We start from the raw sequence: 16,748 nt of genomic DNA, 5'->3' as shown, positions 1-16,748 counted from the left end.
TGATAACTGATAACTGTTAACTGATAATGGGAGGTTCTAGCACTAATACTGAAGGAATGCGCTGCGGTTCGGCGAGTCGCAATAATCCGTAGCCAATACCTGCTATTCCACACATCAGACCAGGGGTTTCCACTCCTAATGGTACTCCACAGAGCCAGCCATATTTATCGATACTCTCAAGAATCATAGCAGTAATCCGATCTATTTCAGCATCCCACTGATTAACATTCAGGATGTCGCGAGCTTGCCGCAGAAATTCAAGATTCCCCAAGTCACCGTGACAGAGACAATGATTCAGACCAAATCCTCTGTTGAGGACAATTTTAATCGCAGCTTGCACTTCTGCTAACATTTGCTCACCCTGTCCATCTTGGAGAAAACGCAAATTTGCTAATCCCACTCCAGGAACACCATTACACCAGGTGACATGCTTGTTTTCTTCTTTCTGAGCGTTTAATGCTAAAGAGTTAGCAACTTGCCGAAACCGATCTTCGTTAGTAATATTACCTAATTTCAATAATGCCCAAGCTATTCCAGGAGTTCCATGAGAGAAACCCTTTCGAGTTATTTCGTCTGCAAACAACCAACAGCTATTTTCCTGGGATTGAAGCTCTGTCAGTAGACGATCGCCACATTCAATAGCAGCATTGATAACTGTATCAGAGGGAACGCAAGTATAGAGAGCGAGTAAACTAGCAATACATCCGGCAGAACCATCAAGAACATCTAGTACCTTGTCTTGGGAAATCTTAGCTTTCATCAAACCAACTAAACTCACTGCCTCTTCTAATAACTCCGGTTGCTGCCACAATACCCCCAGATGAGTCAAAGTATAAATGATTCCTCCCCACCCACTAAACCCTCCAATTAATTTAATTAAGGATTCATTTTGCTGTAGTTGATTTTGTAATGTTCTTAAACCCGAACGGGCAAGGTTAGTATAGCGTTTTTCTGCTGTCATCGCTCCCAGATAAGCTAGAAATAAAATCACCCCAGATAAACCATCATAGAGACTCCAATTTAAAGGTTGCAAAATCCAATCCTTTCCTCTCACCAGCGTCAGTCCTATCCAAGTAGCATCAGACTCACTCCCTAGGGCTAATAATTCTAAGCGATCGCCAATTGATTGAGCAATTTCTAGACAGCGTGAGTGTTGTTCCTGCCGAGTTGGGATTATCTGTGGTGTAAAAGTAGAATACCTTTTCCACCCCCCAAATTCAGTTGCCAGTGCTAAGGTAGAAAGAGAACCACGAATGAACCATATTTGTCGCTCTAAATCTTTTTTGTCTAACTTCTGTAGGCGTTTTTCCACTAATTCTATACCAGATTCCTCAAAAAAATCTTGGTACAAATGGTTATCGCTAGCAACTAAATCTCTAGAGTTAGCACGAGTAGTAAACATGGGGATGTCACCCTGCCACAAATCTCTCTGTTCGGCAGGAATGACTTTAGCCAGCTCTGGGCGATGCTGAACGTCTATCCAGAGGCGGTCGAATAAACGATCGCGTTCCAGAGCATTACGCAACACATCGGGATGGAAACTTTCTCCTAGTAATAAAGCATAAATCCGACTCGGACGCAAGAGTGTCCGCACTTCATCTTCAGCGAAACGGGTTAAAATTCCTGCATCCGATAGCAGCTCATCTCGATATTTTACTAAACATTCATAAATAGAAGTAAATCCAGCAATTATTGCTTCTGAATACTCTAAAACATTGACTTCAGCATCATTCAAGTACGGTCTATTCTGAGAAGTCTCAAGAGCCGTTTGCTCCCGAACCACTTGCATTTCATCTGTTGCTACTCCCTCCCAAGACTGGATGTTGTTTGGCATCATCTGACCTGGAGTCGCACCGATACCACTAATATCGACTCCTGCCGAATCAGCCTTTGCCCAAATACGTTGGGGTAATAATCCCACTCGCAACACCGAGTAAGTCATCTCTTCTCTGGCGAGAATGACTGACGGTTCTGCATTTGTCACTTTATAACGGGGATGAAAAAGGGATTCGAGGTCGATGGGAATGGGTTGCTCTCCGGCAGCAATAATATTCTCCGAGTGAAAATCTGTCGCTTCCAGAGCATAGAACAAAGCCAGATATCCCCCTATTCTTTGATAAAAACGCCACACTTGTTGTTGGGAGTGACAGCTCTGAAAATTCACAAATTCTACCCATCCATAAGTTCCGCGATCGATAATTTTTAGAGTCTGAAATGAGGGATGGTCTCCCCTCTCGTTCAGCCAGACTAGCAGTTGTTGAAAATGCACGTCTACTGTTAGGGATTTAGGTTTATAAACTACCTGAAACCCAGAGCTAAATTTGACTATAATTACCGAACGACCTCCCCGATGAGTGTCTCCAGCATTTACTTTTACTTCTTTTAGCACGCCTGGAGACTTTTCGCTGCTAAATTCGGTACAAATTGCTTCCCAGTCAGCACACAGATGTTGGAGAAATTCTAGGCTAAAGGATACCCAGCGATCGATAGTAACAATTAATTGTCTGGCTAAAACAGGATACTCTGCCAAGATAGCGACCATAACATCTTTTTGGTAAATCCTGTCTAAAAAGCTTAAGAATCTTTCTCTGGGGGTATCTCCGGATAGCAGACCTTGGAGACGAGCTACGTTTAATTCTAGCACCATTGTCTGGCTCAAAATCTGGAGTAATTTTTCTGGGAGATGCTTAAATAGGATGGCTTTAGCTGTATTGGGGTCAAAGGGGAGTGGCTTATTTTCCTGGTATTTGTTGAGTAAGGTTTCGATACTTGCTTCTAGACTGGAAATTCCTTGACTGACCAATGGTTCGATCGCATACAAAAAACCATTCGACTCTTGACCAGATGGTAACTCACTAGGAGGAATGACTTTGATTTTAGGCGATTGACTCCGAGAAAAGCCTTTCTCCAGTTTCCTCCACCAATGAGCATAAGTGGCCGATTCCTTAAGAGACATAAAACGATCCTTTATGCCCTCATCTCCCTCCCCCAATAGGTAGCGAAACTCCTGGGGAGTAATGCCATCTGTTGCTAGCCGTTGTTGGTAATAGCTGTCGGAAATAAAAGGAGTCTGGGAACGCCATTTTTTAATTCTACGCTCTGCTAGTTCTGCATCAAAATTTTCTGGATTCAATTTTTGGCCTTCCATAATGCCAATTCGTTCGGTCAAGGTGAGAGCCTGATACCAAGCAGTTTCACTCAAGCATTTTTGATTCATAGCCACCAAATAATGAAATTTTTCTGAGGTAGTGTTAATTTTTTCAATCCTAATATAGAATGATAATCATTCTCAAAAATATGGCAAATATCGGCTACTGAGAAAGTCCCTAAACTAAGTTCCAGAAGAACTTTTAGCTGACACTCTCGTATGTTGCCGTGCTATGTAAAAAAAGTGAAAAAACACAACTAAAGGAGTGAATTTTAATGGCCCTTGCCTATCAAAGTTTTGAAGTGCCAAATGCCTCTTTCCCAATTGTAAATGCGATTAACAATGCAGGGCAAATCGCAGGACACTCGGATAACCTAGGCTTTTTGTTAGAGCCAAACGGGGACATAGATTTTTTTACTGCTTTTGAGACTGGCTCTACTTTGACGTGGGGTCTGGGTGATAACGGTCAAGCAGTAGGCTCGTTTTTTACAACTTCAGACTTTGAACCAGACGGGGTGAGCCAAGGCTACATATACGATGGCACTGATTTTACTATCGTCAATCCTTTTCCCCAATTTCCCGAACGCAGCGTTGAACTTACTGGAATCAATAGTAACGGGCAAATTTCAGGATTTTACTTACTTCCCGACTTTGCTGGGGGAAGTTCCTTTCTGCTAGAAGGAGAGGATTTGAATGTCACAGACTTAGATATTGAAGGTTCAGACCGAACTCTCGCTTGGGATATTAATGATGCAGGAAAAGTAGTCGGACAATTTCGGATTCCCGATGACAGAAACTCTGCATTTGTATGGGAAAACGGCAATATTATCGAAGAACTCGAATTTCCTGGAGCTAGTTTTACTACCGCCCGTGGTATCAATAACAATGACAGTATTGTTGGTTGGTTAACTTCGGACGAAACCGAACAATTCGTTAATGGCTTCATCTGGGAAAATGGCGAGTTTGAAGAGATTAATTTTCCTGGGGCGACGGGTACCTTCGCGGCGGATATAAATGATGGGGGGGTGATTATTGGCGATTACAGCGACCAAGAAGGTAATAGTATTGGGTTCCGTGCAGTAGAAACAGGAGCTGAAATAGAAATTTTAGATGGTGATACGAATATTATTGATGTTGATGTCATATTAGACTTTGACAGTACGAGAGTGGGTACTCCCACAAGCAAAACTTTGACTATAGCTAATACTGGCGATCGCCCTCTGATTCTGACGGACTTAAATTTGCCCGATGGTTTTAGCGTAATTGATCCACTGCCAAATAACTTCAATCTCGCACCAGAAAACACAGTCGAATTAGCAGTGCAACTAGATGCAGAAACAGGTGGTGCTTTCAATGGTACTTTAGAATTGATTGCCACTGACAGCGAAGAAAACCTGTTTGGCTTTACATCCACTATCTATGGAGCGGTCAATGGCGGTCGGAGAAATGACACCCTGGTGGGGAGTGCAGTTGCAGATGCTCTAGTTGGACGTCGTGGCAATGACCGGATTTTTGGTAAGGGAGGAGACGACAATCTTCAAGGCCGCCCTGGTAACGACCATTTATTTGGTGGTGATGGGAACGACATCCTGATTGGTGGTATCGGTCGCGATCGCTTAAATGGTGGTGAAGGAAACGACACTCTCACAGGTGGAGCCAGTATAGACCGCTTCATCTTTGCTACAAATCAGGAATTTGCCACAGAGGATATTGGTGTAGATACCATAACTGATTTCGACCTAGTGCGAGATTTGATTCTTCTTGACAGGAGAACTTTTAATGCCATTGAGAGTGATGCCAGTATTGATGATGTGTTTGCTACCGTGACGACTGATACTGCTGCGGAAAGTTCTGAGGCAGCGATCGTTTATAACTCTAACAACGGTAATTTGTTCTATAACGCCAATGGTAGTGATGCTGGTTTTGGCAGTGGCGGTCAATTTGCGATTCTTGAAAACCAACCTGAACTGAGTGGGGATAATTTCTTTATTAGGGCTTGAAGAAGGCAGAAGTTGAAGGGGGTGACAAAGTCGGTGAAAAACTTACTCTCCGCTAGCTTTTTACCCAAAAATTTGGGTAGTTATACCATGTTCAGATAATTAGGGCTTGCTGATTAAATCTAAAAGCGTTGACAGATAAATATTTTAGCCTTTTTTGGTCTTGAAAAAGTACAAGGTTTTCGTTCTAGGGAACTCAAAAAGTTAGGATTTTGGGTTGACTATCGCAGAACAATCTTGGGATAATTCTTTCTCCTGGCTCCTCTAAATTCCCCATTCCTCCTGTCTCCTGTCTCCTGTCTCCTGACTCCTACCCTCACCCATAAGACTTTTTCAGCAAACCCTAATTAGCGATAAAAAAAGTTTTTGTTTGTAGAATTGCTCTAGCCCTTAAAATATCTATCTTCGGGCTTTAGCCCTACTACGAGCTTTAATTATAACTATTCAACCGGACATGATATTACGCCTCCTCTTTTAAGAGGATAAAAAAAAGAATATTCTGTATTTCAAGCTTTTGGGTGAGCGCTAGAGGTACTGATAACTGATAACTGAAATGACCGAACCTGGTGGGGAGGTTGCATACAACGTCCCTACATTGCCGTTAATTAATGTTACTTGATATTACAGCACTTTTCAGGTTGATAAACCACATCATCATAACCAAAACTCTGTAAGGGCGTTTCGCTGCGCGACATATAAAGCAGAGCTTGGCGTTAGCCAATGTCATTTGCTTCGCATAACTATCGTTAACGCCCCTACTCTGGTCTACTGACATGAAAACCGCTGTAACGTAAAATTAGAAAACCTAGAATACCCTGGATTCCTCTAGCTCTATACTTTCACCGGCGTCACCACCCTTGCAATGGTCACAAAATCTGGTGTGAGTGAAATGTTGAGATTCTCCTTCTCCTCCAACCATTGATGACATATCGTCATCATCAAGTTCGATCACCCCTGCGGGGTTTTCCGGTAGTTGTGCTTTTTCAGAGTCGCTCAGGCTATTGCGATACTCTTCATCTTTCCAAGCCCGAATGATATCAATTTTGGACATTAATTTACTCCTTTATTAAATAAGTCCATAAGAATAGTATCATAAAAAGGTGAGAATGATAATTATTCTCATAAAATTTCTATAAAGTTTTTTTTAAGAGGTTTTTGGGTAAGTAGGCCACTATAAATGAACAACTTGAAATAAAGGACTAAATTATGTTTAACGACATCAGAAAAGCGACTTTGCCAACTGTCAACAGCCAGGAATTTCTACCCGATCTCAATATTTGGACAACTTGCGGTGGGCTATTTATCGTGGGTGGATGTACTGCTGCCTTGATAATAGCAACCGTCACCAAATACAACGTTACGGTGAAAGCACCCGCAATAGTTCGGCCTACAGGAGAATTACGCATAGTTCAAGCTGCTACAGGGGGAACGGTAGCTGATATAGCAGTAAGTAAAAATCAAACTGTTACGAAAGGAGAAGCGATCGCTACCCTCAGCGATAATGGTCTTGAGACGGAAAAACTCCAGTTGCAAGGAACAATTCAACAACTACAGTTGCAACTTGTACAACTAAAAGCCCAGATTAGAAGTTTAGATAACGAAATATTAGCAGAAAGCGATCGCTCTAAAGGAACTCTTGCTTTGACAGAAGCGGAACTCAGACAAGCCAAACGAGACTATCAAGACCAGCAATTAAACAGTGTAGCAGAAGTTGAAGTTGCCCAAGCAAATCTGAGATTAGCCGAGGAAGATTTAGAAAAAGCGCGTGCCGAGTATAATTCAATAGAGTCAGAGTTAAAATCTATCCAAGCTTCTGTAAAAGCAGCCAAGTTTAATCGAGATGCCTATAAAAAAGATTTAGCATCATGTAGTCAAGAGGCAATATGTAATATCTCTACCACCGTCGAAGAAACAGCAAACTTAAAATTAGCCCAAGAAGAATTGCAAAAAGCACAGGCAGACTTAACATCAGCTACAGCTACCTTAAAATCTATTGAAGCTGCTTTTAACCTAGCAGTTAACAAATTGAATCGCTATCAACCCTTAATCGCATCTGGAGCAATTTCTCAAGATAGATTAGATGAGGTAACATTAACAGTGGAGCAGCAACAACAAGCGATCGAAGCTCAAAAAGGAGTGATTTTGGCACAGACAAAAACAATCAAGCGACAACAACGAGCAGTAGAAGTTGCCCGCGCTCGACTGCAACAAGCATTAAATAAAACTCAATTAGAAGTAGAGCAACAACAACAAGCTCTCAACTCCCAAACATCGCTACTAGAAGCACAAGCAGAAACAATAGAAAGACAACAACAGGCAGTAGAAGTTGCCCGCGCTCGACTGCAACTTGCTCAAACAGCTCTTAATCCTAGTGATGCTGAAGTAGCAGCAGCCAGGGAGAGAGTTACCCAAGAAAGCGCTACCAGTAAAGCTAGGTTAGCCAGATTAAATAGAGAGCAAGAAGCTTTGATGCAGCAGCAAGTAGAAATAGAGAATCAAATCAAGTACAACCAAAAAGAGGTTGAAGAAGTTGAGAGAAAACAGGAGGATTTTGTGATTTCGGCATCGGAGTCTGGTGTCATCCTCCAGTTAGGTTTACGAAATCTTGGTCAAGTTGTAGCTACAGGAGAATCTATCGCTGAAATTGCTCCCATTGATGTTGCTGTCGTTGTGAAAGCTAGGGTGAAACCGGGGGATATTAGTCTGGTAGAAGTTGGTCAAAACGTGGATATGCGAATAACAGCTTGTCCTTATACAGATTACGGCACTCTCAGAGGTAAAGTAGTGGGAGTTTCACCAGATGTGATTGTCTCAAATGGGGCTGTGGATAGTTTCTACGAGGTGACTATTGAGCCAGAAAGGTCTGCTCTTACTGTATCTGGGAAAGCTGTTTCTAAAGTTGTTGGTGGCGATCGCTCCCCTGAAACTGAATGTAGCATCCAAGCTGGTATGGAGGGCAGAGCTGATATTGTTTCTAAACAAGAGACAGTTTTGCAGTTTGTCCTCCGGAAAGTAAGGCTGATAAATAAGTGGGGTTAGATGATATCAATTTGATAAATGTTTGCTACAGTTTCTTGAGTAGGGGAGTAGGGGAGTAGGGGAGTAGTAAACATAAGAATAATTAAGACAAGATTAAGCTAATAATTATCAAAAATGTTATTCTACCTGTATTAATTACTTAATAATTGAAGTTTGAGCTAAGTATAGCATTATAAGGGGTAATTATTAATTATTAATTGTTCATGGCTTTGTTGCTGAACTTTAGCTACTATTTGACCAAAAAATAAGGTTTCAAGCCTCCACTTTCAAGGGGATGAAAAAAAATAAAGTTCAATATTTCAATTCACTTTACTTTAGGCAGAGGTACTGATAACTGATAACTGAAATCACCAAAATAATTGAGTTTAGAGCAACGCCTTTTAAGGCGAAATGTTTTTGGAGAGTTGCTCTAACCCCCTTTACAAAAATAACTTCTGACTTCTGACTTCTGACTTCTGACTTCGTTAAAGTTCTGGAAGTAAGAGCAAGATTATGAATATGCCTCGCTAACTGTTCTAAATTTCACTTGATTAGTACCAGGATTATAAAGAGTATAAGTCGCATTTCCCGGCACACTTCCCACATTACCGACTCCTATAACCTGACGGAGTGTTGTCAAAGTTTGAGTAGATGATGTTGTCTCAATAGTACCTACTTCAGCTCCCAACTTTGTCACTCCACTACTCACCGAACCATTTTCCAACTGATATTTAAAAGCTAAACCAGACCGACCACAAAATAAATTATTAACGCCAAAACGCATTAATCTATCTAACATTTGTATCGGTGGAGTATCGGGAGTCAATTTCTCACTTACCCCCAGAGTGCTGCCGTGAATTAATAAACAGTCAAGTTCAGAAAAACCAAAAGGTAAATTTCTCAACCATTCTACTGTTTCTCTATCCACATTATCCCATAATATTTTCACAGTATCCATACCATATTCTGCTATTAATTCTGTCGGTTCAGCTGTGGTAGTTAATCCATGTAAAATCAAACATTGTTCTTCCCACCATCCCATACAGACTTGGGGTATAAGTTCGTTTGTTTTGGGATAACGTACTCGCTCTACTAATTTTTTGCAATCTCTATTTAGCCCGACTAAATCTCCTAAAATATATAAAGCTTCTACAGGATATTTCTGTTTTTTTATATCAGTAAGTACCGCTTCATAAGCTGTGATATTTCCTTGGATTCCAGTTAAAATTGCCCAATAATTCATATAATTTTTTGCTTTTTTTTAGGTTACAACAATTTCCACAGTTATGAGGCAAACTTTTAGATCCCCCCCTGCCCCCCTTAAAAAGGGGGACTTTGAAGGCTCCCCCTTTTTAAGGGGGATTTAGGGGGATAGTAAATGTACCTTATCTTTATGGGAAATGCTATAGATAAAGTGAGATTAAATTGATAATTAATAATGGATAATTAATAATTACCTCTGGTTAAAACAGTTATTGATTGAATATAAGGAAATATTATTTCTTCTGTTGGTCAATTGGATATGACGTTTTCGGCTAAGAGCCCAAACGACCGCTTTTTTTCCCTTAAAATGGGAGGCTTTAAACCAGAATTATTCAATTATTAATTATTAATTATTACTTATCTTTCACAAATATGAGTAGGGTCATCAGCTTTTTCAGCATATTCTAAACCCCTTGCCAAACGCCAAGCAAAAATTTCTGGCAACCCCTTATCAACTATAGCTTCACAAGTAAGTTGATAATTATAAGGAATCTCTCGAATATTTACTTCTCCTGTTTCATTGTCATAAATAACATAAGTAGCATTCGGTCTACCATGACGAGGTTCTCCGACAGAACCAACATTAACAATTTTTTTCATAGGAGCAATACAACTGTTTGACTCTAAATTTTCCCTCCCCAAACTACTAACTTTAACTAATAATTGACTAGCATCAAGAGTCCGAACATAAGGCACATGAGTATGACCGCAAAACAACACATCAGCACCACTGCTTAACACCCTTTCAACTGCTAAAAATCCATCTAAATCTGGCAATAAATATTCATGGTTACTATGAGGACTACCATGAACAAAACACATATTTTCCACCTTCAAACTATGAGGTAAAGATGCTAAATATTCTCGCGTTTCTGGATGAATTTCTCGATCAGTCCATTCGTGGGCTAACTTGCCACGTTTCTCTGCTAATAAAGAAGGATAACTACATTCACAAGAATTTAATCCCTCCACAATATCCTCATCCCAACAACCTAAAACTGTGGGAATATCTAAACTGCGAATTTGCTCGACAACCGCGTTAGGATGAGGACCATAACCAACCAAATCTCCCACACAGAAAATTTTCTCTGCTTTCTGTTTTTCTATATCTATTAATACAGCATTTAAAGCTTCGTAGTTGCCATGAATGCAAGACATAACTGCGATTTTCATACTAATTATTCCTCTTTCATTAATGGATAATGGATAATATCGTTTCACGGAATTCAAAAGTCAAAAGTCATGCATCGAGTGCGTAATTCTGAGGTCCCCTCAGAATGTAAGACGCACTCAAGACAGTCAAAAGTAAGATTTTATAGCTCAAAACTTTGATGCTTCAGTAATTTCAGCAAATTATTCGACATCTAAAGTTTGGAACTATTTGTAACATTCTTTTTTCAAATTGGTATAATGGATAATTACTTCTGGCTAAAACCGTTATTGATTAAATATAAAGAAATCATATTTCTTTTCTTGGTCGATTGGATATGGTTAGGAAACCCATCCATCCTACCCTACAGGAAGCTCCGAATATCGACCGCTTTTTTCCCTTTAAAAGGAAAGGCTTCAAGGCGCGAATTATTTAATTATTCATTATTCATTATTCATTATAGGAAACCCATCAATCCCACCCTACGGGGATCTCCGAATATCGACCGCTTTTTTCCCTTTAAAAGGGGAGTCTTCAAGGCGCGAATTATTTAATTATTCATTATTCATTATTCGGTAATTCCTAATGTTTCTTTTACTTGTTGTTGATAAGCTAAAATTGCTTCATCGGGTAAACAACAATCTTGTAAAGTTTCTACCAAAGCTTTTTGATTTAAGTTATGACCAAAAACTTCAATTCCACTAAAACGTTCTGGTCTACCTTTTAACCATCTTGGTAAATTTAATTCTTGATATTCAGTCTCTTTTCCTAGGACAAAATCAAAGTAAAAAGCACGTCCATCAGCAATATCAAAAATTGCTTTAGCACGCACAATTTGACCATAAGCTCCAGCAGTTAATTCGTCATACCAAAAAACATCTAAACTTGCCGGATCGATGACTTGACCCTGGGTGGGCGATCGCCAAAATTGACAATTATTAATATTACTCTCAATAGCAAATCCTTCAACAGTTTGGTTTGCCCACTGATGCCATTCGCTATTTTCTATTCCTGGTGGGATAATGGCAATACGACTGCTAGGAATATTATCAAGCAGTGATGACATTGCATCTAGCTCTAAATAAAATCCTAATTCGATAAAAGCAACTGTACCATTAGCAAGATATTCTAGGAGTTCTGACTGTTGAGAATCAGTAATAATTTTGAGATTGGGAAAATCCGTAGCAAGGCAAGTGTGGTCAATGGGAACATTGCCAGTACCGGGACTGAAATAAACAGCAGGACTATCTTTGGGGATTTGTTCCCGAATAAAATTTGTTTTGCCGACTCCCGGTGGACCCGCTACTACAGTAATTATAGGTTTTGACATTTGGCGTTGGTAATTTGAGGTATGATATCATTTTCCCCTTCTAGGGGAACTGCGCTAACGGATAGGAGCGTTATAGAACTCCATTACCTTTACGCGACCAAAAAACTTTCTCCTTCTACTATTCTTTCTTCTTCTTTCTTCCCCTCCTGGGAGGGGCGAGGGGTGGGTTGACTCCTGACTCCTGACTCCTGACTCCTGACTCCTAAGTAATTAAGACTAATATCATACACTAATTTACCAACTCCTGACATTTTTCTTCCATAACTCAACTTTTCAATGCTGAGACGATACGGCGACTTGCCATCCTTGCTCCCGATAGGTTTCTGGCGACAGGCCCCACTTGCAAAGCAGCTAACCCACCCATAATAAATAGTTTACAACCAGACCACCGCAAATATTCATCTAATACTGGCAACCCGTTCACTATTTTCACTGGGTGAGTATGCAAGACTTCTTTCAAGATAGGTTGTTGTGTGACATCAAGTTTTGTACCTGTTGCTAACCAGATACGATCGCCCTCCCACATCATTCCATCATCGCACTTTACTTGCCAGCGATCGCCGACAAACTCAGCACCCACTACCTGACATTCCTCAAAAATAGATAACTCGTCTTGGTGTTGGTAACGGCGCAACTGAGTCATCACTTCTGGTGTCACGGAGCCGCCATCTCGTGCTTGTTGAATTAACTGCCATCGTTTCTGCCAGTCAGTTTCGGCGCTAAAACCTTTTAAATATTTTGGACCTAACCAACCAGCGTCGGCATCAAATAATTTCTCTTTGAGCTTACGTCTTACCATCAAGGCTACGTTTGCGCCTCGTTTTAAAGCTCCCAATGCTAAGTGACCGCTAGTTAATCCCCCACCTATAATCAGCACTTTTTCCCCTTTGAGTCGCAAACTTTGCAAGTCTACTTCTTGGGAGTGACAAAGGCGTTGGTTTGGATAGGGGGTGGGAATTTTTTTCGCCCATTGTGGAAGTTGAGGTTTTCCTCCACCATTGGCTATGATTACTTGACGAGCTATGGTTGAGTTACCATCGTCTAGTTCGATTCTAAACTGAGGGTTCCCTCGGTGAGTTATGGGAGCAATGTTTGTCACTGATGCTTTGTATACTTTGTCTTCTAACTGCCAGCGACTAACTACATCTTGGGAAAATTCTTGAAATACTTTTGTTCCAGGTAAGTCGTAGGGAGGGAATAGTTCGTCTAGGCGATGTTCCGCAAACCGACGCAGGGAATAGGGGTCTGGGTCTGGGTGGTGAACGGCAGGCGATCGCAAGTGGGGTATATCTTGAGCTGCAAACTGCTGTCGCCACTGACTCATCCAAGTGCCACTGGGGTCAAATACTATTATTTTATGGCGATACTTTTCCCGTTTTTGCAACAGATGAGTTACCAAAGTTAGGGCGTGGGGTCCCGCACCTACGATGGCAATGTTGGTTTGTTTTGGTAAGGACATGGAATTAAAGAACCATAATTATAAGAATGATAATCATTATTATTTTAATTATATATATAGCTGTAACGGCTCGCAAACAAGATTTTTCCTAGGTCATGCTGCGCAAACAGCTCACATTAACTACAAATAAGCTGTAAGCTTATTGATGTCTGAATTACAAGCTTTTAAATACATATTGTCTCAAATTTATAGACAAATATTACAGCCAATGCTCAGTCTACAAGAGTATAGTAATACCAAGACTCTGCCCATAACCAACATTTTGTAGTACTTGAAGAAGGAGACAGCTATACTGGAGACAGGAGGAAAATTACATGGGGATAGTCAACGAAGGGCCGCTCCGCGTCTACGCTTCCCCAAGTAATGCGTGAACACCCCCGTTGACGGTGGGGTATTAAACCCACAAAGAAAATGATAATGTAGGAGTCAAGAGTCAGAATTTAGGAGAAAGTCGTAGTAGTCAACAATTAAGTAAATATTAAGCATAAATATTTTCCTGAGAATTTGACGAATGAGAAAGTTAATATAGAAATATTTATAGAGTATAAATACTTACCAAACCACTGCTTTTCATAATATATACTAATTAGGGCTTGCTGATTAAATCTACAAGCATTGACATATAAAGAAAAGTGCCTTTTTGGGGTCGAAAAAAGTGCGCCTATTTCAGCCATTAACGCTCAAAAAGTTAGTATTTTAGGCGCATAGTTGGGCAGAAAAATCTAGGGACAATTCTTACTTCTACCTCCTCGCTCCCGATCCATTTCTCCTGTCTCCTGTCTCCAGTATAGCTGTCTCCTACAAAGAGCAAAAAGACTTTCCATACGCAAGCCCTAATTAAGGTATAATTCCTTGATTACCAAGGGATCTAGCCATTTTTAGGGCTTTGAGGTATATTTACGGACGTTGTATGTAACGTCCCTACCCACTCCCCTAGTCCTCTGTAATGCGAAAATGTAGCAAACTTTTATTGCGCTTGGTATTAGTGGGATAGGTTCATTGGTCTTTGTTGGGTTGCGCTTGCGCTTAACCCAACCTACGGCATCAATGTTTTTTTACCCGATGTCATTAATAAACCTACCTCTTCGATTGTAGCGGTGGCAGCATCTAGAATATCAATAAACTTACCTTCATATATTATGGCAATACGATCGCTCATTGCCATGACTTCTTCTAATTCTGTGGAAATATACAAAATAGCTGCCCCCTGTTGTTTTTGAGCAAGTAAAGCTTGTTGTACATATTCTGTAGCACCGATATCTAAACCACGGGTAGGTTGCATTGCTACAATTAATGTTGGTTTTCCAGAAAGTTCCCGCGCCAGAATAATTTTTTGTTGGTTTCCTCCAGACAGTTGATTGACTTTTAACTGTGAATGACTGGCACGAATATCAAATTTTTCTATGGCATTTTTCCCATGATTATTTATTACTCCAGACTGCAAAAAACCATAACGACAAAAAGGCAAAAACCTAAACAATTTCAAAATCAAATTCCGAGCAATACTAAAGTTCATAATTAACCCCATTTTCTGGCGGTCTTCGGGAATATATCCCACTTTTAAATTATCTACAAATTCGATCTTTCCTTTCTCCACAAAACGCAAACCGTTAATAGCATCGGCTAATTCTCTTTGACCATTGCCATCGACTCCTGCTACTCCTAAAATTTCCCCACTATGCAATTGAAAAGATAAATTATTTACTACAGATAAACCTCGGTCATTTTTGACTTCTATATTTTTCACTTCTAGAACAATTTTGCCTTTTTCGGCAGCAATTTTATTAGAAACTAAATTTACTTCTCGACCCACCATCATTTCAGCTAATTTATGAGTAGTAATCGCTGCTGTTTTGATGGTATCTACCACTTTTCCCCGACGTAAAACTGTGACAGTATCACAAACATTCATTACTTCTTCTAGTTTATGACTGATAAAAATAATTGTGTGATTATTTGCTGCTAACTTTCGCAAAATATTCAGCAAAGAATATACTTCTGCTGGAGTTAAAACTGCTGTAGGTTCATCTAAAATTAAAATTTTTGCTTGACGATAAAGTACCTTGAGAATTTCTACCCGTTGCTGAATACCTATTGGTAAATCTGCTACTTTACTATTCACTGGTATTTCTAAATTATAGGCTTTTGCCATAGCGTTAATTTCTGCGGATTTTGTACTTAAATTTAGATGAAATTTTCCACTATTTCCCAAGATAATATTTTCTGTAACTGTTAATGTTGGTACTAACATAAAATGCTGATGAATCATGCCAATACCATAATTTATTGCTACACCAGGCGAGGAAATTTTTATTAGTTTATCTTCTAGATAAATTTGACCATAATCTGGTTGATATAGTCCTGATAATATATTCATTAATGTGGTTTTTCCTGCACCATTTTCTCCAAGAATAGCGTGGACAGATCCGGCCGCAATGGAAATATTAATATTATCGTTAGCGCAAAAATTTCCGAAGCTTTTAGTGATATTTTCTAAATGTAAATATGTCATCAAGTATTAGATAATATTTTTTTTGATTTTAATGTAATTAAAATAATTATTAGTGCCAGTTATGAATGATTTTTTGTATCCGTAGGAGGGTTGCGATCGCTACTTTTTTTTTCACTCCCTAAGAATCAAGTTTTAAAGTATTTAAGTAATTGAAATATATGTTATTTTTACTTCAACAATAGGAAGATTAATATAGAATACAGAGATTTTGGCTTAAAGGCAGAAGGCAAAAAGTAGAAGCTTTGTAGTCTACCTTTGCGAAAACCGCTATAATATCATGTTCGGACGGGTCAGTTATAAATAAAATTTAAGGACTGACAGTACCGACGGTATCAAATAAATACTGAAATTGTCTTTACTTTTCTCCAATATTTCCTCTTTTTCTCCAATATTTCCTCCTGACTCGGTCGTTCCCCTCCTGGGAGGGGGAGGGGCGAGGGGTGGGTTGACTCCTGAGGACTCACAACATTTATTTATAAGTATTCAACCGCAATTCGTAGCTCCCCCGGAGGGGGAACATGATATAAGTAGGGCTTGCTGATTAATTCTCGCGCGTATTGATAAATAAAGGTATTAGCCTTTTTGGGGTTCAAAAAAGTGCCAGCTTTTCGGTGCCTGTGAGCTGCAAAAAGCTAGTATTTTGGGCTGACTATGGTAGAAAAATCCCAAATTGACAATTCTTGCTCCTACCTCCTCGCTCATTCCCATTCTTCCCCTCCACCGGAGGGGTGAGGGGTGGGTTGTCTCCTGTCTCCAGTATTCCCCTCCACCGGAGGGGTTAGAGGTGGGTTGTCTCCTACCCCTACTAAAAGACTAGTGAAGCGCAAACCCTAAGTAGACAAAGAAAAGCAAGGAAAAACAGGAATTGTTC

Annotated in this window: 11 protein-coding genes; 2 read left to right on the top strand and 9 right to left on the bottom strand. The window is 40.0% G+C overall.

From position 1 onward, the window contains the following. Nucleotides 1-16: 16 nt before the first annotated feature. On the bottom strand, nt 17-3,217 hold the full coding sequence (locus tag F6K27_RS13125) for a type 2 lanthipeptide synthetase LanM family protein (RefSeq protein ID WP_287273681.1): 3,201 nt from the start codon (nt 3,215-3,217) through the stop codon (nt 17-19). A 206-nt stretch (nt 3,218-3,423) separates the two neighbouring features. On the opposite strand from F6K27_RS13125, the gene F6K27_RS13120 reads away from it, so the two are divergent. Next, nucleotides 3,424-5,148, top strand: coding sequence for a hypothetical protein (locus tag F6K27_RS13120; protein ID WP_287273683.1), 1,725 nt, complete (start codon nt 3,424-3,426; stop codon nt 5,146-5,148). Nucleotides 5,149-5,950: 802 nt separating this feature from the next. On the opposite strand, the gene F6K27_RS13115 is transcribed toward F6K27_RS13120, so the two are convergent. Next, the gene (locus tag F6K27_RS13115) at nt 5,951-6,196 is read right to left on the bottom strand and encodes a mersacidin/lichenicidin family type 2 lantibiotic (RefSeq protein WP_287273684.1); all 246 of its coding nucleotides are present in this window, start codon (nt 6,194-6,196) and stop codon (nt 5,951-5,953) included. A 155-nt stretch (nt 6,197-6,351) separates the two neighbouring features. Here F6K27_RS13115 and F6K27_RS13110 point away from each other — a divergent pair, with 155 nt between their 5' ends. Beyond that, nucleotides 6,352-8,184, top strand: a complete 1,833-nt coding sequence (locus F6K27_RS13110; protein ID WP_287273686.1) for an HlyD family efflux transporter periplasmic adaptor subunit — start codon at nt 6,352-6,354, stop codon at nt 8,182-8,184. Between the two features lie 490 nt (nt 8,185-8,674). Here F6K27_RS13110 and F6K27_RS13105 read toward each other — a convergent pair whose 3' ends face one another. The 7 genes from F6K27_RS13105 to F6K27_RS13075 all read right to left on the bottom strand — a co-directional run bounded on the left by F6K27_RS13105 (nt 8,675) and on the right by F6K27_RS13075 (nt 16,704). Beyond that, nucleotides 8,675-9,406, bottom strand: a complete 732-nt coding sequence (locus tag F6K27_RS13105) for a metallophosphoesterase (RefSeq protein WP_287273688.1) — start codon at nt 9,404-9,406, stop codon at nt 8,675-8,677. A 377-nt stretch (nt 9,407-9,783) separates the two neighbouring features. Further along, nucleotides 9,784-10,599, bottom strand: a complete 816-nt coding sequence (locus F6K27_RS13100) for a metallophosphoesterase (protein WP_287273690.1) — start codon at nt 10,597-10,599, stop codon at nt 9,784-9,786. Nucleotides 10,600-11,144: 545 nt separating this feature from the next. Continuing rightward, entirely contained in the window at nt 11,145-11,906 is a 762-nt protein-coding gene (locus tag F6K27_RS13095; RefSeq protein ID WP_287273691.1) for a GTP-binding protein, read from the bottom strand. An 89-nt stretch (nt 11,907-11,995) separates the two neighbouring features. Beyond that, nucleotides 11,996-12,157: a hypothetical protein gene (locus F6K27_RS13090; protein WP_287273693.1), complete on the bottom strand. Its 162-nt coding sequence runs from the start codon at nt 12,155-12,157 to the stop codon at nt 11,996-11,998. 14 nt (nt 12,158-12,171) lie between these two features. Beyond that, nucleotides 12,172-13,365, bottom strand: coding sequence for an FAD/NAD(P)-binding protein (locus tag F6K27_RS13085; RefSeq protein WP_287273694.1), 1,194 nt, complete (start codon nt 13,363-13,365; stop codon nt 12,172-12,174). Nucleotides 13,366-14,401: 1,036 nt separating this feature from the next. After that, nucleotides 14,402-15,877 (bottom strand): ABC transporter ATP-binding protein, encoded by a 1,476-nt coding sequence (locus F6K27_RS13080; RefSeq protein ID WP_287273696.1) that lies wholly within the window; start codon nt 15,875-15,877, stop codon nt 14,402-14,404. A 698-nt stretch (nt 15,878-16,575) separates the two neighbouring features. Further along, a complete protein-coding gene (locus tag F6K27_RS13075) occupies nt 16,576-16,704 on the bottom strand; it encodes a hypothetical protein (RefSeq protein ID WP_287284304.1) in 129 nt (42 codons plus the stop codon). Nucleotides 16,705-16,748 lie beyond the last annotated feature (44 nt).

Origin of the sequence: Okeania sp. SIO2F5 (assembly GCF_010692685.1) — a bacterium.
Taxonomy (GTDB): domain Bacteria; phylum Cyanobacteriota; class Cyanobacteriia; order Cyanobacteriales; family Microcoleaceae; genus Okeania; species Okeania hirsuta.
The sequence above is the reverse complement of the archived record's forward strand: the minus strand, read 5'-3'. Positions and strand labels throughout refer to the sequence as shown.

Bases quoted from the DNA above. Each gene is read 5' to 3' on its own strand.
- F6K27_RS13095 (WP_287273691.1), bottom strand. From the start codon at position 11,906: ATGTCAAAACCTATAATTACTGTAGTAGCGGGTCCACCGGGAGTCGGC.
- F6K27_RS13100 (WP_287273690.1), bottom strand. From the start codon at position 10,599: ATGAAAATCGCAGTTATGTCTTGCATTCATGGCAACTACGAAGCTTTA.
- F6K27_RS13080 (WP_287273696.1), bottom strand. From the start codon at position 15,877: ATGACATATTTACATTTAGAAAATATCACTAAAAGCTTCGGAAATTTT.
- F6K27_RS13110 (WP_287273686.1), top strand. From the start codon at position 6,352: ATGTTTAACGACATCAGAAAAGCGACTTTGCCAACTGTCAACAGCCAG.
- F6K27_RS13125 (WP_287273681.1), bottom strand. From the start codon at position 3,217: ATGAATCAAAAATGCTTGAGTGAAACTGCTTGGTATCAGGCTCTCACC.
- F6K27_RS13120 (WP_287273683.1), top strand. From the start codon at position 3,424: ATGGCCCTTGCCTATCAAAGTTTTGAAGTGCCAAATGCCTCTTTCCCA.
- F6K27_RS13115 (WP_287273684.1), bottom strand. From the start codon at position 6,196: ATGTCCAAAATTGATATCATTCGGGCTTGGAAAGATGAAGAGTATCGC.
- F6K27_RS13085 (WP_287273694.1), bottom strand. From the start codon at position 13,365: ATGTCCTTACCAAAACAAACCAACATTGCCATCGTAGGTGCGGGACCC.
- F6K27_RS13105 (WP_287273688.1), bottom strand. From the start codon at position 9,406: ATGAATTATTGGGCAATTTTAACTGGAATCCAAGGAAATATCACAGCT.
- F6K27_RS13090 (WP_287273693.1), bottom strand. From the start codon at position 12,157: ATGTCAGGAGTTGGTAAATTAGTGTATGATATTAGTCTTAATTACTTA.